Annotated in this window: 17 protein-coding genes; 14 read left to right on the forward strand and 3 right to left on the reverse strand. The window is 72.6% G+C overall.

Annotation, left to right across the window (positions count from 1 at the left end):
• The first annotated feature begins 101 nt into the window (after positions 1-101).
• The 9 genes from lspA (at position 102) to AC0B61_RS20310 (ending at position 11,219) form a co-directional block, all read left to right on the forward strand.
• Complete coding sequence (gene lspA, locus AC0B61_RS20270) at positions 102-737, forward strand: signal peptidase II (protein ID WP_471742190.1); 636 nt, start codon at positions 102-104, stop codon at positions 735-737.
• 72 nt (positions 738-809) lie between these two features.
• A complete protein-coding gene (locus AC0B61_RS20275) occupies positions 810-1,748 on the forward strand; it encodes an RluA family pseudouridine synthase (RefSeq protein ID WP_471742081.1) in 939 nt (312 codons plus the stop codon).
• A 1-nt stretch (position 1,749) separates the two neighbouring features.
• The gene (locus AC0B61_RS20280) at positions 1,750-2,211 is read left to right on the forward strand and encodes a GNAT family N-acetyltransferase (protein ID WP_471742082.1); all 462 of its coding nucleotides are present in this window, start codon (positions 1,750-1,752) and stop codon (positions 2,209-2,211) included.
• 163 nt (positions 2,212-2,374) lie between these two features.
• On the forward strand, positions 2,375-5,182 hold the full coding sequence (locus AC0B61_RS20285) for an alpha/beta fold hydrolase (RefSeq protein WP_471742083.1): 2,808 nt from the start codon (positions 2,375-2,377) through the stop codon (positions 5,180-5,182).
• Positions 5,179-6,060, forward strand: a complete 882-nt coding sequence (locus tag AC0B61_RS20290) for an ABC transporter permease (RefSeq protein WP_471742084.1) — start codon at positions 5,179-5,181, stop codon at positions 6,058-6,060. Before AC0B61_RS20285 ends, AC0B61_RS20290 begins: the two co-directional genes overlap by 4 nt.
• Positions 6,061-6,196: 136 nt before the next feature.
• Complete coding sequence (locus AC0B61_RS20295; protein WP_471742085.1) at positions 6,197-6,775, forward strand: dienelactone hydrolase family protein; 579 nt, start codon at positions 6,197-6,199, stop codon at positions 6,773-6,775.
• Between the two features lie 563 nt (positions 6,776-7,338).
• Positions 7,339-9,066 carry a carbamoyltransferase family protein gene (locus AC0B61_RS20300; protein ID WP_471742086.1) on the forward strand — a complete coding sequence of 576 codons (1,728 nt, stop codon included), beginning with the start codon at positions 7,339-7,341 and terminating at the stop codon, positions 9,064-9,066.
• 169 nt (positions 9,067-9,235) lie between these two features.
• Positions 9,236-9,967, forward strand: coding sequence for an HAD family hydrolase (locus AC0B61_RS20305; protein WP_471742087.1), 732 nt, complete (start codon positions 9,236-9,238; stop codon positions 9,965-9,967).
• A complete protein-coding gene (locus AC0B61_RS20310) occupies positions 9,960-11,219 on the forward strand; it encodes an MFS transporter (protein WP_471742088.1) in 1,260 nt (419 codons plus the stop codon). The genes AC0B61_RS20305 and AC0B61_RS20310 overlap by 8 nt, the downstream gene beginning before the upstream one ends.
• A gap of 415 nt (positions 11,220-11,634) precedes the next feature.
• On the opposite strand, the gene AC0B61_RS20315 is transcribed toward AC0B61_RS20310, so the two are convergent.
• Together AC0B61_RS20315 and AC0B61_RS20320 are read right to left on the reverse strand one after the other, a co-directional pair.
• Positions 11,635-12,414, reverse strand: a complete 780-nt coding sequence (locus AC0B61_RS20315; RefSeq protein WP_471742089.1) for a VOC family protein — start codon at positions 12,412-12,414, stop codon at positions 11,635-11,637.
• Positions 12,415-12,931: 517 nt separating this feature from the next.
• Positions 12,932-13,141: a cold-shock protein gene (locus tag AC0B61_RS20320; protein WP_471742090.1), complete on the reverse strand. Its 210-nt coding sequence runs from the start codon at positions 13,139-13,141 to the stop codon at positions 12,932-12,934.
• Positions 13,142-13,352: 211 nt separating this feature from the next.
• Between AC0B61_RS20320 and AC0B61_RS20325 the strand changes: the two genes are divergently transcribed.
• The 3 genes from AC0B61_RS20325 (at position 13,353) to dnaE (ending at position 18,427) form a co-directional block, all read left to right on the forward strand.
• The gene (locus AC0B61_RS20325) at positions 13,353-13,808 is read left to right on the forward strand and encodes a VOC family protein (RefSeq protein ID WP_471742091.1); all 456 of its coding nucleotides are present in this window, start codon (positions 13,353-13,355) and stop codon (positions 13,806-13,808) included.
• 62 nt (positions 13,809-13,870) lie between these two features.
• Positions 13,871-14,758, forward strand: a complete 888-nt coding sequence (locus AC0B61_RS20330) for a hypothetical protein (RefSeq protein WP_471742092.1) — start codon at positions 13,871-13,873, stop codon at positions 14,756-14,758.
• Positions 14,759-14,893: 135 nt separating this feature from the next.
• The gene (dnaE, locus tag AC0B61_RS20335) at positions 14,894-18,427 is read left to right on the forward strand and encodes a DNA polymerase III subunit alpha (RefSeq protein ID WP_471742093.1); all 3,534 of its coding nucleotides are present in this window, start codon (positions 14,894-14,896) and stop codon (positions 18,425-18,427) included.
• A 135-nt stretch (positions 18,428-18,562) separates the two neighbouring features.
• Here dnaE and AC0B61_RS20340 read toward each other — a convergent pair whose 3' ends face one another.
• Positions 18,563-19,450 carry a LysR family transcriptional regulator gene (locus AC0B61_RS20340; RefSeq protein WP_471742094.1) on the reverse strand — a complete coding sequence of 296 codons (888 nt, stop codon included), beginning with the start codon at positions 19,448-19,450 and terminating at the stop codon, positions 18,563-18,565.
• Between the two features lie 117 nt (positions 19,451-19,567).
• Between AC0B61_RS20340 and AC0B61_RS20345 the strand changes: the two genes are divergently transcribed.
• Positions 19,568-20,458 (forward strand): dihydrodipicolinate synthase family protein, encoded by an 891-nt coding sequence (locus tag AC0B61_RS20345; protein ID WP_471742095.1) that lies wholly within the window; start codon positions 19,568-19,570, stop codon positions 20,456-20,458.
• A 113-nt stretch (positions 20,459-20,571) separates the two neighbouring features.
• On the forward strand, positions 20,572-21,600 hold the full coding sequence (locus AC0B61_RS20350; protein ID WP_471742096.1) for an aspartate-semialdehyde dehydrogenase: 1,029 nt from the start codon (positions 20,572-20,574) through the stop codon (positions 21,598-21,600).
• The last annotated feature ends 25 nt before the right edge of the window (positions 21,601-21,625 follow it).

The following is a 21,625-nucleotide window of genomic DNA, read 5'->3' on the forward strand; positions in this document are numbered from 1 at the left end:
CGCCTGACGCGCCCGCAACGCTCGTGGACGCGTCCAGGCCGTCACCGGCCCACCACCCTCCCCCTCCTACGGCCGGGGGAGCTCCATCGGCAGCGGAGCGGATCATCAGTACGCAAGGTTCCCCCCAGACCCGGGACGACGCCGTCCCGCCCCCCGCCGATGCCGTGGAGGTGCCCGTGTCCGAGCCGACCGGGACGACGTCCGCGGACGAACCGGCGCTGGCGGAGGAGCCCCGCGGCCCGCGGCGGGTCGGGGTGCTGCTGGTCGTCGCGGTGCTCGCCTTCCTGATCGACCTCGGCAGCAAGCTGCTGGTCGTCGCCAAGCTGGAGAACCACTCGGCGATCAAGGTGGTCGGGGACGTCGTCACCTTCCAGGTGATCCGCAACTCCGGCGCGGCCTTCGGGATGGGACAGGCGCTGACCGTCGTCTTCACGATGATCGCCTCGGCCGTCATCGTGGTGATCTGGCGGATCGCCCGCCGGCTGTACAGCCTGCCCTGGGCGATCGCGCTCGGGCTGCTGCTCGGCGGGGCGCTCGGCAACCTCACCGACCGGCTGTTCCGCGCGCCGGGCGTCTTCCGCGGGCACGTGGTGGACTTCATCTCCGTCCAGCACTTCGCGGTCTTCAACCTCGCCGACTCGGCGATCGTGTGTGGCGGGATCCTGGTCGTACTGCTCTCCTTCCGGGGCAGCAACCCGGACGGGACCGTCCACCAGCAGGGCGGCAGGACGCAGTAGCGCCGCCCGGCGGGGCCGGCCCGGGAAGTGCGGCGGGCGGGGGAGGCCCGCGTGTCCGGCATACTCGTACGGGTGAGTACCGCAGCGCAGATCCGCAGCCTCCCCGTACCCGACGGCCTGGAGGGCGAGCGCCTCGACGCCGCCCTGGCCCGGATGTTCGGCTTCTCCCGGACCAAGGCCGCCGAACTGGCCGCCGACGGCAAGGTGACGCTCGACGGCGCCGTGGCCGGCAAGTCGGACCGGGTGACCGCCGGTTCCTGGCTGGAGGTCGAGATCCCCGCCCCCGCCGCCCCCGTGCGGATCGTCGCCGAACACGTCGAGGGCATGCGGATCGTCCACGACGACGAGGACATCGTGCTGGTCGACAAGCCGGTCGGCGTCGCCGCGCACCCCAGCCCGGGCTGGACCGGCCCCACCGTGATCGGCGGGCTCGCCGCCGCCGGGTACCGGATCTCCACCTCGGGCGCGGCCGAGCGGCAGGGCATCGTGCACCGGCTGGACGTCGGCACCTCGGGGCTGATGGTCGTCGCCAAGTCCGAGCGGGCGTACACCGACCTCAAGCGGCAGTTCCACGACCGGATCACCGACAAGCGCTACCACACGCTGGTGCAGGGCCACCCGGACCCGATGAGCGGGACCGTGGACGCGCCGATCGGGCGCCACCCCAGCTCCGACTGGAAGTGGGCGGTGACCCAGGACGGCAAGGCGTCCGTCACGCACTACGACCTGATCGAGGCGTACCGGGCCGCGTCGCTGCTGGCGATCAAGCTGGAGACCGGGCGCACCCACCAGATCCGCGTCCACATGTCCGCGTTGCGGCACCCCTGCGTGGGCGACCTGACGTACGGCGCCGACCCGACGCTGGCCAAGCGGCTCGGGCTGACCCGGCAGTGGCTGCACGCGATGTCGCTGGGCTTCGAGCACCCGGCGGACGGGCAGTGGGTCGAGTTCTCCAGCGAGTACCCCGAGGACCTGCGGAAGGCGCTGGACGTCATCTCGGCGGAGAGCTGACGTGGCGGCGGCCATCCGGGTCGCCGAGGGGGAGGCGGACCTGGAGCTGGTGCGGGCCGTCCGGCGTGAGGTGTTCGTCGTCGAGCAGAACGTGCCGGAGGAACTGGAGTACGACGCGTACGACGGGACCTCGGTGCACCTGCTGGCGGTGGGAGCCGACGGGGCCGCGCTGGGCACCGGGCGGCTGATCTTCGGCGAACAGGCGCGGGAGCTGACCGGGGGCGTCGACGGGCGGGTGCTGCTCGGGCGGCTCGCCGTCCTGCCGGCGGCCCGGGGCACCGGGCTGGGGGCGGAGCTCGTACGGGCGATCGAGGCCGCGGGGGCCGAGCGCGGGGGCTCGGAGATGGAACTGCACGCCCAGGTGCACGCGCTCGGGTTCTACGAGCGGCTGGGATACGTGGCGGAGGGGCCGGTGTACGACGACGCCGGGATCCCGCACCGGACGATGACGCGAGTGCTGTAACCCGCCCCGGGCCGGAGGCCGTCGGGAACGGGACTCGGGCCGGGTGGGTGGCTGGTCGCGCGGTTCGCCGGGGCCCTGAGGGGCACGGGGAACCGTCGTTCGAGGCGGCCGGTGGGGTGGCTTTATCGGGCGCCTACCCGGACGGCGGATACGATCAGCGCCCATGGAGTTCGGTGGGGCATGGCATCGATGGCGCGGCCGGGGTACGACCGTCAGGCGCAGGCTGCTGGCCGGTGCGGTGGCGCTGGTGGCGGTGGCCGGGGTCGGTACGGCGACGGTGGCGTCCGGCGGTGAGCAGGCGGTCCATCAGGAGGACCGTTTCCTCAGCATGTCGGAGACGCCCGGCAGCGCGCAGCAGGTCCAGTTGGACACCTCCTTCTTCACCGCCGGCAGCGGCCCCCGGCCGGCCGTCCTGCTGGCGCACGGCTTCGGCGGCTCCAAGGAGGGCGAGCGCCAGCGGGCCGAGCAGCTCGCCCGCCAGGGGTACGCGGTACTGACCTGGTCCGCGCGCGGGTTCGGGCGCTCGGGCGGCAAGATCGGCCTCAACGCGCCCGACCGCGAGGTCGAGGACGTCCGGCACCTGGTGGACTGGCTGGCCCAGCGGCCCGAGGTGCAGCTCGACAGCCCCGGCGACCCGAAGGTCGGCATCACCGGGGCCTCCTACGGCGGGGCGATCTCGCTGCTCGCCTCCGCGTACGACCACCGGATCGACGCGGTGGCCACCCAGATCACCTGGTGGAACCTGGCCGACGCGCTGTTCCCGCAGGGCGTCCAGGGCTCGGGCGCGGCGGACGGCGTGTTCAAGAAGCTGTGGGCCGGGATCTTCTTCACCACCGGCTCGGCCGCCCCCGGCTCGGCGGGCGGTCTCGGGCCGTCCGGCGGAGCGCCGCGCCAGGGCGGCGAGTCGGCGCCGGCGGCGGACGGCCAGGTCGGCTGCGGGCGGTTCCTGGACTCGCTCTGCCAGATGTACGACCGGGTCGCCACCGCCGGGCACGCCGACCCGGAGGCCGTCGCGCTGCTGGACCGCTCCAGCCCGTCCTCGGTCGCGGCGCAGCTCAAGGCGCCCACGCTGGTGGTGCAGGGGCAGCAGGACTCGCTGTTCCCGCTGGACCAGGGCGACCGGATCGCCCGGGCCGTCGCGGCCAACGGCGCGCCGGTGGCGGTGGACTGGTTCGCGGGCGGGCACGACGGCGGCACGGACACCAGCGCGCGGGTCGACGACCGGGTGACCGCCTGGTTCGACCACTTCCTGAAGGACCACGGCCCGCGGGGGAGCGGCGACGACACCGGGCCGGCGTTCCGGGTGACCCGCACCGGCGGGGTGGACTCCACCGGCTTCCAGGCCGTGCTGCGCGGGGCCACCGCCGACCGGTACCCCGGGCTGGGCGGGACGGGCTCGCGGTCCGTCGAGCTGGCGGGCGGCGACCAGACCGTCGCCAACCCGCCCGGCGGGGCGCCGCCGGGGATCTCGACGCTGCCGGGCATCGGCGCCCTCAGCCAGGCGGCCGCACTGGGGGCCGGGCTGTCGCTCGACTTCCCCGGGCAGAACGCCGCCTTCGACTCGGCGCCGCTGGACTCGCCGCTGCACCTGACCGGGCAGCCGACCGTGCCGGTGCGGGTGAAGGCGGACCGGCCGGACGCGGTGCTGTTCGCGAAGCTGTACGACGTCGGACCGGACGGCAAGGCGGTGCTCCCGCAGCAGCTCGCCGCCCCGCTGCGGGTGACCGGCGCGGACGCGGGGCGGACCGTCACCGTGGCGCTGCCGGCGGTGGACCACACCTTCCCGGCCGGGCACCGGGTGCGGCTGGTGCTGGCCAGCACCGACCTCGCGTACGCCTCGCCCGTCGAGCCGGCCACCTACCAGGTCGGGCCGGCCGGGGCGCTCACCGTGCCGACCGTCGAGGAGCTGGTCACCGAGTCGGCGCCGCTGCCCTCGCGGACATGGCTGCTGCCGGTGGTCGCCGTGGCGGTGGCCACCGGGCTGGTGCTGGTGCCGCGGCTGCGGCGTCGGCGGGCGGCCGGCGGGCCGGAGTTCGATCCGGAACTGGCCGCGGTGCCGCTGCAGATCAGCGGACTGAGCAAGCGCTACAAGGGCGCCCAGGACCGCTACGCCGTACGGGACTTGGGCTTCCGGGTGGAACAGGGCCAGGTGCTCGGACTGCTCGGGCCGAACGGCGCGGGCAAGACCACCACGCTGCGGATGCTGATGGGCCTGATCCGGCCCGACGCCGGAGGGGTGCGGATCTTCGGGCACCTGGTGCGGCCCGGTGCGCCGGTGCTGTCGCGGGTCGGGGCGTTCGTCGAGGGCGCGGGCTTCCTGCCGCACCTCACCGGGCGGGCCAACCTGCGGCTGTACTGGCAGGCGACCGGGCGGCCGGAGGCCGACGCGTGCTTCGACGAGGCGCTCGCCATCGCCGGGCTCGGCGAGGCCCTGGACCGCGCGGTGCGCACCTACTCGCAGGGCATGCGGCAGCGGCTCGCGATCGCCCAGGCGATGCTCGGGATGCCGGACCTGCTGATCCTGGACGAGCCGACCAACGGGCTCGACCCGCCGCAGATCCGCGAGATGCGCGAGGTGATGATCCGGTACGCGGCCGGCGGGCGGACGGTGATCGTTTCGAGCCACCTGCTGTCCGAGGTCGAGCAGAGCTGTACGGACCTGGTCGTGATGGACCATGGGCAGCTCGTGACGACCGGTGCGGTCAGTGAGATCGTCGGTTCGTCGGAGCTGCTGATGATCGGCCTCGCCGATCCGTACGACCCGGAGTCGGTGGCCGGGAAGGTCGCCGCCCTGACCGGGGTCGGTTCGGCGGAGGCCGTCGACGGCGGACTGCTCGTACGGCTGGACGGGCTGACGGCGAGCGGACTGCTGGCGGAGCTGGTGCGGCTGGGGGTGCCGGTGGAGAGCGCCGGGCCGCAGCGGCGGTTGGAGGACGCGTTCCTGTCGTTGATCGGAGGTGGTGCGGCGTGAGCTCGGTCTCCAGGGCACCTGAGGTGCCCACGGTGTCGAAGGACCACGCGGAGGGGTACCGGGCGAGCCGGACACTGCCGCTGCGGGTCGAGGCGATCCGGCAACTGCGCCGGCGCCGCACGCTGGTGATCGGCGCGGTGCTGGCCGCCATGCCGTTCGTCATCCTGGCCGCGTTCCAGGTCGGCGGCACCCCGGGCCGACCGGACCGGACCACCTTCATCGATCTGGCCACCGCCTCCGGGGCCAACTTCGCCGTCACCATGCTGTTCGTCGGCACCGGCTTCATGCTGGTGATCCCGGTCGCGCTGTTCTGCGGGGACACCGTCGCCTCGGAGGCCAGCTGGTCCTCGCTGCGGTACCTGCTGGCCGCGCCCGTGCCCCGCGCACGGCTGCTCGCCCGCAAGTTCGCGGTCGGACTGGCGTTCTCGGCGGTCGCGATGGTCATGCTGCCCGCCATCGGACTGGTCGTCGGAACGGCGGCGTACGGGTGGGGAGACCTGAAGCTGCCCGCCGGTGTCAGCCTCCCGGCCGGGGAGGCACTGCCCCGGATCGCCATCGCGGTCGCCTTCGTGTTCCTCAGCGAGATCGTGATCGCCGCGCTCGCCTTCTGGCTGTCCACGGCGACCGACGCCCCCCTCGGGGCCGTGGGCGGCGCGGTGTTCGCGTCGATCATCACCGGGGTGCTGGACGCCGTCACCGCGCTGGGCGACCTGCGCGAGTGGCTGCCGGCGCACTGGCAGTACGCGTGGGCGGACGCCCTGCAGCCGCAGCTGGAGTGGGGCGGCATGGTGCAGGGCGTCTCGCTGTCGCTCTCGTACGCGACGGTGCTGCTGGCGCTGGCGTTCCGGGGGTTCGCGCGCAAGGACGTGGTGTCGTAGGGGGCCGGTGCGGATGGGGGATCATGGGGTGGGTGTGGGTGAGTGGTCGGCGTCCGGCGGACTTCTGCGGACGCGTACGGACTCCTGCTGACGCCCACTGACACCCGCTGACCCCCCTGGTGAAGGACCCCGAACCGTGGCCCAGATCGTCCTCTTCCACTCCGCCTACGGGCTGCGCCCCGCCGTGCACGCCGCCGCCGACCGGCTGCGCGCCGCCGGGCACACCGTGCACACCCCGGACCTGTTCGAGGGGCGGACCTTCGACTCGATCGAGGACGGGCAGGCCTACCAGGAGGAGGTCGGGGGCGCCGACGAACTGCTGCGCCGGGCGGTGACGGCGGCCGCTCCGCTGTCCGAGGGCGGGCTGCTGTACGCCGGGTTCTCGCTCGGCGGCTCGCTGGCGCAGAACCTCGCGCTCGCGGACGAGAAGGCGCGCGGACTGCTGCTCCTCCACGGCACGTCGGACCTCCGGGAGGACGCGGCCACCTCGATCCCCGTGCAGCTGCACGTCGCGGAGCCGGACCCGTTCGAGACGGAGGACTGGCTGAACGCCTGGTACCTGCGCATGCGGCGCGCCGGGGCGGACGTGGAGGTGCACCGCTATGGGGGCGCCGGGCACCTGTTCACCGACCCGGAGCTGGCGGACTACGACGCGCAGGCGGCGGAGCGGGCCTGGGCGGCGGCGCTGGCGTTCCTCGCGGAGCTGGACGACTGAGGACGTCCCGGGCGGACGGTGCTGGGACGGCCCGGTAGCGGACGGCGGGCGACAGACAGCGGACGAAGGCCAGGTCGAGGCGGATGCCTCGGCCTGGCCTTCGGCGTTGCGGAGGAAGTTGCGGAGGGCGCTGGAAAGGGCGTGCCGAGGGCGGTGCCGCCGGGTGGTTCCCAGGGGCCCGTGTGGCCCGGGTGGCCTGTGGTGCGGGAGTGGCGAGGTGCCGGAGGGACGCCCGGGAGGCGGCGGAAGTGCCGGCCGGCCCTCGGAAGGGCTGTTTCCGGACAGCTACAGACGGTGATCGGCGCCCTAGTGGTCCAGACCTCTTGGCGGGCCTGTGCCACCCCGCCAGCACTGATGATCGACCTACGAACTGTTGTTAACCGGACGGCCGCCCCCGCGTCACCGTCCGACAGCCGGTCGGGTTGACCGGATTCCTCACGGCCTCGTTGATCTCCCGGGAAATCTCTCCATAACATCGCGGTGCACTCCGACTTTCACCTGCTCACCGAATCCGTGGAAATGCCGTCTGGTCATTTCCCGCGACATAAGCATTGGAGCCGCACGTGCTTGTCCTCGGAATCACCAACAACGACCTGGCCGGCGCCTGCCTGGTCCAGGACGGAACCGTCGTCGCGGCCGTCAGTGAAGAGCGGTTCACCCGGATCAAGGACCACAAGGCCTGGCCGGAGCAGTCGATCGACTACGTCCTGAAGGAAGCCGGGATCGCCCTTTCGGATGTCGACCGGGTGGCCTACGGGTGGCAGGCCGGATTCAGCGCCGAAAAGCACCTGCTGCTCTACGTCGACCGAATTTCGGAGGAGGCCCGGCTGCGCCCCGAAGCGCTTCCGCACCTGCGCAAGCGGATATTCGACGAAATTGTGAACGACCGCGAGAAGCGCGGCGAGTTCGATGCCTTCATCAAGGAGAACGGGCTGCGCGGAAAGGTGGTTCACGTCGACCACCACGAATCGCACGGCCTGGGCGCCTTCCTCTGCTCCCCGTTCGACGAAGCCCTCGTGGTCACCTGCGACGGCCGCGGGGACTTCCAGTCCCTGACCGTCACGCACTACTTCCCCGGCGGCGAGGCGGTGCTCCAGCGCGAGACCTCGATCGACAGCCTGGGCTACTTCTACGGCCGGATCACCAAGCTGCTCGGCTTCCGCCCCAACCGCCACGAAGGCAAGATCACCGGTCTCGCCGCCAACGGCGATCCGGAGAAGCTCCTCCCGCTGATGCGCCGGATGATCGACGTCGAGGAGAACGGCGCGATCCGCGCCCGCTGCGGCGACTGGTACCAGCCCTCCTACGAGGGCTACTCCGAGGAACTGCTGCGCGAGATCGCCCGGCACGAACCGGCCGACGTCGCGGCGGCCGCCCAGCGGCACGTCGAGAACCTGCTGACCGCCGTGGTGGCGCGGCACATCGGCCGGGTGCCCGGCGGCAACGTCTGCCTGTCCGGCGGCGTGTTCGCCAACGTCAAGCTCAACCAGCGGATCTTCGACACCGAGGGCGTGCGGAACATCTACGTGCTGCCACCGATGGGCGACGGCGGGCTGCCCCTGCAGACCGCCGTGATCGTGGCCCATCGCGAGACCGGCGAGCGCCCGCGGGTGCCCTCGATGGCGCTCGGACCGGACGCGGCCATCTCCGAGGGCCGGCTGGAGGAGATCCTGCACGACTACCCGGAGCTGCGCTACCGGCGGATCGGCGACGGCATGCGGGAGGTCCTGCTCGCCGCGCTGGAAGCGAACCAGGTCATCGGCACCTACCGCGGCCGGATGGAGTTCGGCCCGCGGGCCCTCGGCCGGCGCAGCGTCATCTACGGCACCGCCGACGTGACCATGAACGACTGGCTCAACAAGCGCCTGAACCGCACCGAGTTCATGCCCTTCGCGCCGATCACCGCCGAGGACCTGGCGGCCGACTGCTACGTGGGCTGGGCGCCGGAGCAGCCGGCGGCGCTGTTCATGACCGTCACGTACGACTGCCACGAGACGTTCGCCAAGGCCTGCCCGGCCGTGGTGCACGTCGACAACACCGCCCGTCCGCAGATCGTCCGGTCCCAGGACGACCCGTTCCTGCACGGCCTGCTGATGGCCTGGTACGACCGCAGCGGGCAGGCGGCGCTGGTGAACACCTCGTTCAACAAGCACGAGGAGCCGATCGTCGGGTCGCACCGCGACGCGCTCGACCCGGTGCTCGACGAGGTGGTCGACCTGCTCCTGGTCGACGACGTGTACCTGGTCTGGAAGGACTCCGCCGACGGCTTCATGGCCCGGCAGGCTGGCTAGTCGTCGGATCGGTCGGGCGGGAGACGGTCCGGGCCCGGGGTCGGGTTCGGGCCGGATCCCGTGCCTGTGCCCGGGCCTGTTGGCCGAGGTCTAGTCCAATTGACCGCCCGGCCGGTCGGATGTGAACTATCGTCAGATCGTATGGCGCAAGCGCCGAGTGAGGAGACCGATGCAGCCGCAGGCAGCCGGAACGCGGTACGAGGTCGAGGCCGTCGTCTTCGACATGGACGGGGTCCTGATCGACTCCAGGCCCGTGATCGAGGAGGCGTGGCGCTCGGTGGCCCGGCGCCACGGCCGGGTGCTGGCCGACCCCGAGGTCGAGGAGTACGTCCACGGGCGGACCGGCGACCAGACGGTGCGGCTGATCTTCCCGCACCACTCGGACGCCGACCGCAGGGCGATCTGGGCCGAGGTGGACACCGTCGAGGAGGAGGCCCCGTACCAGGCCGTCCCCGGTGCCGACGGGCTCGCCACCCGGCTCTGGCGGGTCGGGGTGCCCGTCGGCCTGGCCACCAGCAGCTGGACCCGCAAGATCGACAACGCGCTGGGCGGTCTCGGCCTGCTCGACGTCTTCCGGGTGCGGGTCACCCGGGACGACGTCGAACGGGGCAAGCCGCACCCGGACCCGTACCTGTCGGCCTGCCGCGGGCTCGGGATCCGGCCGGAGCGCACGCTGGTCTTCGAGGACTCGGTCAGCGGGGTCCGCTCGGCGGTCGACGCGGGGGCCGTGTGCGTCGGGATCGGCGGACGGGCCCTGGTGGAGGCCGGTGCGGTGGTCGCCGTACCGGACTTCACCGCGCTCGTGACGGGCGGGGCCGGCGCGGACCACGGGACGATCACGTTGTCCGACCCGGACGGGCTGGTCACCGTGGCGCTCGCGGTCGGACCCGCCGGTGGCTGAGGCAGGCCGGGCCGCGTCCGACCGGACGCTCACCGACGCGGGGGCGGGCGTCTCGGGGGAGGGCGCTTCGGGGGAGGGTGTGTCGGCAGCAGCGGGCTCGATACCGGTCGCGTCGGAAGCCCCGGTGATGGCCAGGTCGGCGGCGGTCTCGGCGTTCTGCGTCTTCCTCGTCCTGGGCGTGCTCACCGCCTCGCTCGGCGCCTCGCTCCCCTTCCTGCGCGAACGGTTCGGCGACCAGCACGAGGTCGGGCGGGTGGTCTCCGCCTACAACCTCGGCGCGCTCGCGGCGACCGTCTGCATCGGGCTGCTCGGCCGGCGGCTGAACGTCCGGGCCGCGCCGCCCGTCCTGCTCGCCGTCTTCGCGGCGGGCGCGGCCGGGATGGCGGTGAGCCCCGGCTGGGCCGCCTACCTCGGCTGCGCGACGGTGACCGGCATCGGGTACGGCGGACTCGCGCTCACCCTCAACACGGCGTTCGCGCGCGGCTTCGCCGGGAACAGCGTGGTGATGGTCAACCGGCTGAACGCGGTCTTCGGGATCGGCGCGATGCTGGGCCCGCTGGCCGCGGGGGCCGTCGGACACACGGACATCCGGCTGCTGGCACTGGCGGCCGCGGTGTGCGCGCTGCCGTGCTTCCTGGTCGGACGGGCCGGAGCGGTGCTCGCCGCGTCGCCCGAGGCCGACGCGGGGCGCGGTGAACAGGACGGCCGGCGCGGACGGACCGGGATGGCGCTGCTCCCGTTCCTGGTGGTGGGCCTGGTGTACGCGGGCATGGAGACCAGCATCGGCGCCTGGCAGTCGACGCAGCTGGTCCGCGACGGCTGGAGCAGCCAGGCGGCCACGACGGCGGCCTCGGGATTCTGGGCCGGGATGGCCGTCGGACGGCTGGTCCTCCCGCAGCTGACCAGGCGGCTGCCCGGCCGCACCACCCTGCCGGGCCACCTGGCGGCGGCGCTCGCGGCGCTGCTGCTGGCCGCCGTTCCGCACCTCGCGGTGGTGGCCTACCCGCTGGCCGGGCTGGCGATGGCACCGGTGCTGCCGACCCTGATCGCCTGGGTTTCCGGCGTGGCGGAGGTGCCGCAGCAGGCGACCTCCGTGCTGACGCTCTGCTGCATGCTGGGCAACGCCGTCGTGCCGGCGGTGGTGGGGGCGCTCAGCGGCTCGGGCGGAGCGGCGGTGATTCCGGTGGTGCTGGCGGGCGCGTGCCTGCTCTGCCTCGGGCTCTCACTGTGGCTGCGGGCTGCTCGGCGGTAGGCCGGGGGCGGTTGGTGCGCAGGCGGTTGGCGCGCCGGGGGCTGGTGCGCCTGGGTTGGGCGCAGGAGGCCGGCGCGAAGGAAGCTTGGAGCGCGGGAAGTCGGACGGGCCGACTTCCCGCGCTTTCCCGTGCGGGTGGGGGCGGCGAGCGCTGGCGTCACCTGCGCTTGCGCGGGGCCGCGCGTTCGTGATCGGGCCTCCCGGCGTGTACCAGCCGGCCTTCTTGCGGACGGCCGGGTTCGGATTGTTTCGGCGCGGTCAGGGGTGGTGGAACTCCGGCGGAGGGTTCGGCGCGTGCGGCCGGACACGAAGAGGGAGAGGCAGGCGATGGCCGCGGTGCCGCGTGGAACGAGAACCGCCCGCCCGGAGGGTTCCGGGCGGGCGGCGGTCTGACCTCGGCGTGACGTGTCCGGCGTTACAGGGGGGTCGGCGTGATCATGGCGAAGGCGGCGCCCTGAGGGTCGGCGACGACGGTCATGCGGCCCGCCATCATGTCGAAGGGCGGGGCGAGGACCGTACCGCCGTTCCTGACCAGGGCGTCCACGGTGGAGTCGACGTCGTCGACCGCGAAGTAGGTCAGCCAGTGCGCCGGAGTGCCGGGCGGGTCGTTGGCGAGGAGCGTGGCGCCGCCCACCGCGCGGCCGCCGACCCGGAGTTGCCAGTAGGAGTCCGCGCCGTCAAGCGGCTCGATCTCGATGCCGAACGCCTCGCCGTAGAAGGCCGTCGCGGCCGGGATGTCACTGGTGTGCAGCTCGTTCCAGGTCAGCGCGCCGGCCTCGTTGACCACCCGGGCGCCGGAGAACTCGCCGGGCTGCCAGACGCCGAACACCGCGCCCTGCGGGTCGGCGGCGACCAGCATCCGGCCCAGGTCGCCCACGTCCATGGTCGGGACGAGCAGGGTTCCGCCGGCGGCGACGATCGCGTCCTGGGTGGCCTGGGCGTCGGTGGTGGCCAGGTAGCTGGTCCAGACGGTCGGCGGCTCCGGCGCGCCTTCGGCGGCCATCGCCGGACCGATGCCCGCCACGGGCTTGCCGTCCAGCTCGCAGACCGCGTACCCGCCGAACTCGGCCGGGCCGGCCTGGCCCTGCCAGCCGAGGAGGTCACGGTAGAAGTCCAGCGCGGCCTGCTGGTCCTTCGCCATCAGGTCGACCCAGCACGGGGTGCCGGTCGCGTACGGGGTGGTGACTTCAGGCATTTTGACCCTTTCTGATGGGGTTTGCTGCCGGTCACCATGGCGTCGCGGGCGGCGATACGCCACTCGCCACGCCGCCGCGCCGGTGGGACCGGGGACGGCGGGCGAGCCGCGTTCCCGGGCGTGGCCCGGGCGCCTCGGCATCGTCGGGCCGATGGGTGGGATGAGTGGGTGGGCAGGTCTCGGCAGAGCGAGCGGGGTGGAGTGCACGGCAGGGCCGTGACCGAGACACCGGCCGGGACGCCCGATCTGCTCGGGAAGTCGGAGGCCCCGGCTTCCCCGTCGGCGGAGTGCCTGCCGGAGGGTGCCGCTCTACGACTGGGGTGCGCGATGTGGTCCAACGCGGAGGGTGACTGCCGGCCGCAGGGGGTCGACCTGGCCCGGTGGCTGGTCGACACGATGGGTGGCGGGTTGGGCTGGGCCCGGCCCGCCGGGGGAGGCGTGGGGGAGTAGGTGGCAGGGCTCCGCCCCGGTGACCGGCTGGTCGGGGACGGAGCCCGTCACTCGGGGCCCGGCGTCGTCACGCCTGGCGGACCACGTTCTCCGCCTGCGGCCCCTTCGGGCCCTGGACGACGTCGTACTCGACCGCGTCGCCCTCGAACAGCTCCTTGTAGCCGCTCGTCTGCTGGATCGCCGAGAAGTGGACGAACACGTCCTGTCCGCCGTCGTCCTGCTGGATGAAACCGAACCCCTTGTCGGCGTTGAACCACTTCACTACGCCCGTTGCCATCGCTACGACTCCTCTTCCTCGCACCGCACACGTCAGCCCGTTGCTGGCCGCTCCGACCTCTAGTACTCCCCACGGAGTGGATCTTCAAGCACCGCCACAGGGCAGTTCGCCGACAGCGTGTCGCGGGTGGGACCGGGAGGGCCGCAGCGGGGCGCTGGGGCCGGTCGCGTCGAAGGGTGCGGTTGTCAGAGGTGCTTGGGACGATCCGGGGATGGAGATGACGCTGCAGCTGGTGATCGACTGCGCCGACCCGCGAAGGATGGTGGCGTTCTGGGCGGAGGCGCTCGGCTACGTCCCCGAGCCCCCGCCCGCCGGGCATGCGACCTGGCGGGACTACTGGGCGGACCTGGGGGTGCCCGAGGAGGAGTTGGCGGGCGGCGCGGGGGACGAGCCGGAGTCGATCGTCGATCCGGCCGGGAAGGGGCCGCGGGTGTGGTTCCAGCAGGTCCCGGAGCCGAAGACCGGCAAGAACAGGCTGCACCTCGACCTGAAGGTGGGCGGCGGCCGTGGCGTCCCCCTGGCCGTCCGCATGCGGCGCGTCGACACCGTGGTGGCACGGCTCACCACGGCCGGCGCGACCGTGCTGCGGGTCCTGGCCGAACCGGGGATGGACCACTACGCCGTCGTGATGAGTGATCCTGAGGGCAACGAGTTCTGCGCCGTTTAGGGCGGGGGCTGCTGGTGACGGCAGGTCGCCGCGCGTGCGGCGGCTGCGGCACGATGGACCGCGTGACACGGCGGAGACACGAGTACGCACCGGCGGGGACGCTTCCGGGGCTCCTGCAGCGAGGCCGGGGCCTGGGGGCGCTGATGGCGGCGGAGGATCCGTCGTCGGCCGCGGAGCTGGTGTACGGGTGCATCCGCTGGGAGTGGCGCTGGGACACGCAGGCGGACGACCGGCACCGCTACCTCGCGGGGCTCATCCGGGACCTGGGGCTGCCGCTCCAGCCGGTGATCGACGGGCTGGCCGCCGGCGAGGAGGCCGGCGAGCGGGCCGCGAAGGTCCTGGAGCTGCTGGCGCTCGGCGGCTCGGACGAGGCCGGGGAGGCGCTGCGGGCGTGGTGGGGAGCCCCGGAGGGCGCCGTACCCGGGCGGCTGCGGGCCGGGCGCGCGCCGGCGCCGGAGTGCGAGGCCGAGCGCGGGCACCGGCCGGTGGACCAGGGGCGCGGCGAGGCGCAGGACGTCCCGGCGATGGTCGCCGAGCTGGAGCGGTGCTGGGTGGACCGGCGCTGGTGCGGCCCGGCCGTCCTCGCGCGCGGTTTGACGCGGTTCGGGCCGGACGCCGCCGACGCCGTCTCCCTGCTGCGCCGGTTCTGGCTCTGCACCCCGCACTCGTACGAGCGCCCGGCCTACCTGGAGGCGCTGGCGGCCATCGGTTCGGCGGGAACGGCGGAGGCGTACGCGGAGTCGCTGTGGGACTGCGAAGCGCGAGCGCGTCTCCTCGGGGTCGAGCACGCCCCCGATCGGCCCGAGGTGAGGGCTCGTCTGGCCTGTCTGCGGGACGACCCGATGGAGGCGCCGGCGGTCGGGAGGGCCGCCGGGGCGCGGCTTTGCAGGCCCCGGCCCGGGGAGGCGTCGGCCACGCGGGGAAAGCCCGTTCGAAGCGAGCTAGAGTAGGCGGGTGAGCGTGTGAGCGATGGTCCGGACTCCGTGAGGCGGTCCGGGCCACCTCCATTTCCAGGGTGTTTCCCCCTGTGACCTGCACGTTCGCCGGCCCGCCAGACCAGCACCAGAGCCTCCGGAGGCCCCGCCTTGAGCGACCAGCCGTTCGCGCACCTGCACGTCCACACCGAGTACTCGATGCTGGACGGTGCCGCCCGGCTGAAGCAGATGTTCAAGGAGGTCGAGCGTCTGGGCCAGACCCATGTCGCCATGACCGACCACGGCAACATGTACGGCGCCGCCGAGTTCCACCGCCAGGCCACCGACGCGGGCATCACCCCCGTCATCGGCATCGAGGCGTACGTGGCGCCGGAGTCCCGCTCCAACACCAAGCGCATCCTGTGGGGCCAGCCGCACCAGAAGCGGGACGACGTCTCCGCGTCCGGCGCGTACACCCACAAGACCATCTGGGCCCGGAACAAGGAGGGCCTGCACAACCTCTTCAAGCTGACCTCGCGCTCCTACGCGGAGGGCTGGCTGGTGAAGTGGCCCCGGATGGACAAGGAGCTGATCTCCGAGCTGTCCGGCGGCCTGATGGCCACCACGGGCTGCCCGTCCGGCGAGGTGCAGACCCGCCTGCGCCTCGGCCAGTTCGACGAGGCCGTGCAGTCGGCCGCCGACTACCAGGACATCTTCGGCAAGGAGAACTACTTCCTGGAGCTGATGGACCACGGCCTCGACATCGAGAAGCGGGTCCGCGACGGGCTGCTGGAGATCAGCAGGAAGCTGAACATCCCCCCGGTCGTCACCAACGACTCGCACTACACCACCGAGGCCGACGCCGGCGCGCACGACCTGCTGCTCTGCGTCCAGACCGGCAAGAACCTCTCCGACCCGGACCGCTTCCGCTTCGACGGCACCGGCTACTACATCAAGTCCGCCGCCGAGATGTACGCGCTGGACTCCTCGGACGCCTGGCAGGAGGGCTGCCGCAACAGCCAGCTCCTCGTCGCCTCCCGCGTCGACACCGAGGGCATGTTCAAGTTCAAGAACCTGATGCCCCGCTTCCCCATCCCGGAGGGCTTCGAGTCCGAGGCGGACTTCTTCAGGTCCAAGGTCTGGGAGGGCATGGACTGGCGCTTCCCGGGCGGGTACGACGAGGAGCACAAGAAGCTCGCCGAGTACGAGATGGACACCATCATCCAGATGGGGTTCCCGGCGTACTTCCTCGTGGTGGCCGACTTCATCATGTGGGCCAAGAGCCAGGGCATCGCGGTCGGCCCCGGCCGTGGTTCGGCGGCCGGCTCGCTGGTCGCGTACGCGATGGGCATCACCGACCTCGACCCGATCCCGCACGGCCTGATCTTCGAGCGCTTCCTCAACCCCGAGCGCATCTCCATGCCCGACGTCGACATCGACTTCGACGAGCGCCGGCGCGGTGACGTGATCCGCTACGTGACGGAGAAGTGGGGCTCCGACAAGGTCGCCATGATCGTCACGTACGGCACCATCAAGGCGAAGGCCGCCATCAAGGACTCCTCGCGCGTCCTCGGCTACCCCTACGCGATGGGCGACCGGATCACCAAGGCGATGCCGCCGGACGTCATGGGCAAGGGCATCCCGCTGTCCGGCATCACGGACAGCAGCCACCCGCGCTACAGCGAGGCCGGCGAGATCCGCGGCCTGTACGAGAGCGACCCGGACGTCCGGAAGGTCATCGACACCGCGCGCGGCATCGAGGGCCTGATCCGTCAGCCCGGTGTGCACGCGGCGGGCGTCATCATGTCCGCCGAGCCGCTGACCGACCACATCCCGGTCTGGACCCGGCACACCGACGGCGTCACCATCACGCAGTTCGACTACCCGACTTGTGAGGGCCTCGGCCTCCTCAAGATGGACTTCCTCGGCCTGCGCAACCTGACGATCATGGACGACGCCGTCAAGGCGATCGAGAAGAACAAGGGCATCAAGATCAACCTGCTTGATCTGCCCCTGGACGACAAGCCGACCTACGAACTCCTCGCCCGCGGCGACACGCTCGGTGTCTTCCAGCTCGACGGCGGCCCCATGCGCTCGCTGCTGCGCCTGATGAAGCCCGACAACTTCGAGGACATCTCCGCCGTCCTCGCGCTGTACCGCCCGGGCCCGATGGGCGTCAACTCCCACACGAACTACGCGCTGCGCAAGAACGGGCAGCAGGAGATCACCCCGATCCACCCGGAGCTGGAGAAGCCCCTGGAGGAGGTGCTCCGGCCGACGTACGGCCTGATCGTCTACCAGGAGCAGGTGCAGAAGGCCGCCCAGATCCTCGCCGGCTACTCGCTCGGCCAGGCGGACCTGCTGCGCCGGGCCATGGGCAAGAAGAAGAAGGAGATCCTGGAGGCGGAGTTCGTCCCCTTCCGGAAGGGCTGCCGCGAGCGCGGCTACTCCGACGCGGCCATCCAGGCCGTGTGGGACGTCCTCGTCCCCTTCTCCGGCTACGCGTTCAACAAGGCGCACACCGCCGGGTACGGGCTGGTCTCGTACTGGACGGCCTACCTCAAGGCCAACTACCCGGCCGAGTACATGTCCGGCCTGCTCACGTCCGTCAAGGACGACAAGGACAAGTCGGCGGTGTACCTCAACGAGTGCCGCAAGATGGGCATCCAGGTGCTGCCGCCGGACGTCAACGAGTCGGACTCGGACTTCACCCCGCACGGTGACACCCTGGTCCGGTTCGGCCTCACCGCCATCCGCAACGTCGGCGGCCCGGTCGTCGACTCGATGATCCGGACCCGCAAGGCGAAGGGGAAGTTCTCCTCCTTCCCCGACTTCCTGGACAAGGTGGAGTCGGTGGTCTGCAACAAGCGGACCGTCGAATCGCTGATCAAGGCCGGCGCCTTCGACTCGCTCGGGCACACCCGCAAGGGCCTCAGCGCGCAGTTCGAGCCGATGATCGACAACGTCGTCGGCGTGAAGCGCAAGGAGGCCGAGGGGCAGTTCGACCTGTTCGGCGGCGACGCCACGGCCGACGAGCCGAGCTTCGGACTCGACGTCGTCTTCTCCGACGAGGAGTGGGAGAAGTCCTTCCTGCTCGCCCAGGAACGGGAGATGCTCGGCCTGTACGTCTCCTCGCACCCGCTGCACGGCATCGAGCACGTGCTCGCCGACAAGTCGGACTGCGCCGTCGCCGACCTCGCGGAGCGGCCGGACGGGACGATCGTCACCATCGGCGGCATCATCTCGGGCCTGCAGCGGAAGATGACCAAGCAGGGCAACGCCTGGGCCATCGCGACGGTCGAGGACCTGGCGGGCTCGATCGACTGCATGTTCTTCCCCGCGAGCTACCAGCTCGTGTCCTCCCAACTCGTCGAGGACGCCGTGGTGTTCGTACGCGGCAAGCTCGACAAGCGGGAGGACGTGCCACGGCTGATGGGCATGGAGCTGTCCGTCCCCGACCTGTCGAACGCGCACGCCGATGCGCCGATCACCATCAACATCCCGAGCGGGAAGATCACGCCGCCGCTGGTCGCCCGGCTCGCCGAGGTGCTGGGCAGCCACCGGGGCACGACCGAGGTGCGGGTGCGGCTGGAGAGCCGCGACAAGACGACGGTGCTGCGGCTGGACCGGCACCGGGTGAAGTCCGACCCGGCGCTGTTCGGGGACCTGAAGCAGCTGCTCGGGCCGAGCTGTCTGGCGGTCTGACGCAGGACGCGGCCGGTCTTCGAGGCCGGGTGCGGGTGGGTTGCCATCCCGCTTCGCGAAGTTCCCCGTGCCCCTTCGGGCGCGGGGAACTTTCGTTGGGGGAGCGGGCGGGAAGGGGAGGCGGGCGGCCGGGGCTCAGGAGTCGCTGCCCAGGCCCGGCGGCACGGCGGTGTGGAGGGCCGAGACGAACGCGGAGATGGCGGGGTGGGAGCCGGCGCCCGCCCTGAACGCGACGCGGGTGCGGCGGTACATGGGGAGGCGGGTGAGGACGACGCCGGGCGGGGGCTGGGCGGCGCCGAGGTGGGGGACCAGGGCGACGCCCTGGCCGGCGGCGACCAGGGCCAGCACGGTGGTGAAGTCGTCGATCCGGTGCCGGATCCGGGGCGCGAAGCCCGCCGACTCGCAGGCGCGGACGGCCATGGTGTGGCAGAGCGTGCCGGGCGGGGACGTGATCCACGGCGCGCCGCGCTGCTCGGCGACCGTGCCGGGGGTGCGGGCGGCCAGGTACATGGGCTCGGTGAAGACCGGGCGGGTCGCCGCGAGGCCGGGCTCCGGGTCGGTCGGGACGAGGTCGTACTCGTGCACCAGCGCCACGTCCAACTCGCCCGCGCGCAGGGCCGCGCCGACGGCCGCCGGGTCCACCTCGGTGACCATCGGTTCCAGCCCCGGGTGCCAGCCGGCCAGTTCGGCGAGCACCGCGGGGATGACGGCGCGGGCCGCGGAGGGATAGGTGCCGATCCGCAGTGGGCCGACCAACCCCCGCTTGGCGTGGGCGAGTTCGGCGCCCGCCTGCTCCAGCAGGGCGAGTACGGACTCGGCGTGCCGGACCAGGTTGCGCCCGGCCGGCGTGAGGGCGACCCGCCGGCCGGTGCGCTCCAGCAGCGGGACGCCCGCCTCCTTCTCCAGGACGGACAACTGCTGGGACACCGCCGAGGGGCTGAAGGACAGCGCCTCGGCGACGGCCGCGATGGTGCCGAGGTGGGCGAGTTCGCGCAGCAGGCGCAGGCGTCGGACGTCGAGCATCAGCCCAGCCTAGGCGGGCATCTGCTTGGGCATCGACTTGAGCATCGGCTCAGCTTACGAGAAGCGTCGGAAAGGTGAACTGGACCCGGCGCGTCCGTCGGCCGCAGGATCGCAGGCATGGAACTCAAGGGCATCTACGTCCCCCTGGTCACCCCCTTCGCCGCCGACGGCTCGGTCGCGCTGGACGCGCTGGAGAAGCTCGCGCACGACGTCCTCGACGCCGGCGCGGCCGGACTGGTCGCGCTCGGCACCACCGGCGAGCCGGCCGCGCTGACCGCCGAGGAACGGGACGCGGTGGTGGACGTCGCCGCGGCCGCCTGCGCCGCGCGCGGGGCGCAGCTGATCGTCGGCGCCGCGGGCGGCGACACCCGGGCGACCGCCGAGGCGCTGGCCGGGCTCGGGGCGAGGGTGCCGCGGGCCGCGGCCGCGCTGGTCACCGTCCCGTCGTTCGTCCGGCCCGGCGAGGCGGGCACGGTCGCGCACTTCCGGGCGCTGGCCGCGAGCAGCCCGCTGCCGCTGCTCGTCTACCACATCCCGTACCGCACCGGGCAGCAGCTCTCCACCGCCGCGCTGCGCGAACTCGCCGCGATCGACGGGGTGGTGGGCGTCAAGTACGCGACGGGCGGGCTGGACCTGACGGCGGCCGAACTGCTCGCCGACACCCCCGAGGGGTTCGCGTTCCTCACCGGCGAGGACGCCTTCCTCCCGCCGATGCTGGCGCTCGGCGCGGCCGGGGGCATCCTCGCCTCCGCCCACCTGGCCACCGGCCGGTTCGTCGAGCTGGCGCAGGCCTGGCAGGCCGGGGACGTCGACCTCGCGCGGGCGCTCGGGCACCGGCTGACCGGCCTGGCGCTGGCCGCGTTCGCGGCGCCGAACCCGGCGGTCACCAAGGGCGTGCTGCACGCCCAGGGCCGGATCCCGACGCCGGACGTGCGGCTGCCGCTGCTGCCGGCGGGCCGGGCCGAGGTGGACGCCGCGTCGGCACTGGTGAGTGGTCTGGACCACTAGGGGTTGTCCGGGCCCGCTCTCACACCGTGGAACACCCGGTCGTACCACGCCCGTGACAAGGCATGATGGGCAGAGTGCGGCTGTGAACAGCACCATTCAGAGGAGTAGTCGGAATGAAGATCGGCATTGTCGGTGCCACCGGCCAGGTCGGCGGCGTGGTCCGCGAGATCCTGGCGGAGCGCAGCTTTCCGGTGGAGCAGCTGCGGCTGTTCGCCTCGGCCCGCTCGGCCGGGCGCACCCTGCCCTGGCAGGGCACCGAGGTCACCGTCGAGGACGCGGCCACGGCCGACTACACCGGCCTGGACATCGTGATCTTCTCGGCCGGCGGCAGCACCTCCAAGGCGCTGGCCCCCAAGGCCGCCGCGGCCGGTGCCGTCGTCATCGACAACTCCTCCGCCTGGCGCCGCGACCCCGACGTGCCGCTGGTCGTCTCCGAGGTCAACCCCGAGGCCATCGCGGACCGCCCCAAGGGCATCATCGCCAACCCGAACTGCACCACCATGGCCGCCATGCCCGTGCTGCGCCCGCTGCACGAGGAGGCCGGCCTGGCCGCGCTCGTCGTCTCCACCTACCAGGCCGTCTCCGGCAGCGGCGTCGCCGGCGTCGCCGAGCTGCGGGACCAGGCCGCCAAGGTCATCGACGGCGCCGCCGCGCTCGCCCACGACGGCTCCGCGGTCGAGTTCCCCGAGCCCAAGGTGTACAAGCGCCCGATCGCCTTCAACGTGCTGCCGCTCGCCGGCTCCCTCGTGGACGACGGCTCCAACGAGACCGACGAGGAGCAGAAGCTCCGCCACGAGAGCCGCAAGATCCTCGGCATCCCGGAGCTGAAGGTCGCCGGCACCTGCGTGCGCGTCCCGGTGTTCTCCGGCCACTCGCTGCAGATCAACGCCCGCTTCGAGCGCCCGATCAGCCCCGAGCGCGCCGTCGAACTGCTCGCCGCCGCCCCCGGCGTCGAGCTGTCCGACATCCCCACGCCGCTGCAGGCCGCCGGCCGCGACCCGAGCTACGTCGGCCGGATCCGGGTGGACGAGACCGTGGAGAACGGCCTGTCGCTGTTCGTCTCGAACGACAACCTGCGCAAGGGCGCCGCGCTCAACGCCGTCCAGCTGGCCGAGCTGGTCGCCGCCGAACTCCGGGGCTGAGGCGCCGCGCCCGAGGACCCGACCG

The sequence above is a fragment of the Kitasatospora sp. NPDC023385 genome (genome assembly GCF_055664045.1).

Bases quoted from the DNA above. Each gene is read 5' to 3' on its own strand.
- AC0B61_RS20285 (WP_471742083.1), top strand. From the start codon at position 2,375: ATGGAGTTCGGTGGGGCATGGCATCGATGGCGCGGCCGGGGTACGACC.
- AC0B61_RS20305 (WP_471742087.1), top strand. From the start codon at position 9,236: ATGCAGCCGCAGGCAGCCGGAACGCGGTACGAGGTCGAGGCCGTCGTC.
- AC0B61_RS20315 (WP_471742089.1), bottom strand. From the start codon at position 12,414: ATGCCTGAAGTCACCACCCCGTACGCGACCGGCACCCCGTGCTGGGTC.
- AC0B61_RS20320 (WP_471742090.1), bottom strand. From the start codon at position 13,141: ATGGCAACGGGCGTAGTGAAGTGGTTCAACGCCGACAAGGGGTTCGGT.
- AC0B61_RS20325 (WP_471742091.1), top strand. From the start codon at position 13,353: ATGGAGATGACGCTGCAGCTGGTGATCGACTGCGCCGACCCGCGAAGG.
- AC0B61_RS20340 (WP_471742094.1), bottom strand. From the start codon at position 19,450: ATGCTCGACGTCCGACGCCTGCGCCTGCTGCGCGAACTCGCCCACCTC.
- AC0B61_RS20345 (WP_471742095.1), top strand. From the start codon at position 19,568: ATGGAACTCAAGGGCATCTACGTCCCCCTGGTCACCCCCTTCGCCGCC.
- AC0B61_RS20350 (WP_471742096.1), top strand. From the start codon at position 20,572: ATGAAGATCGGCATTGTCGGTGCCACCGGCCAGGTCGGCGGCGTGGTC.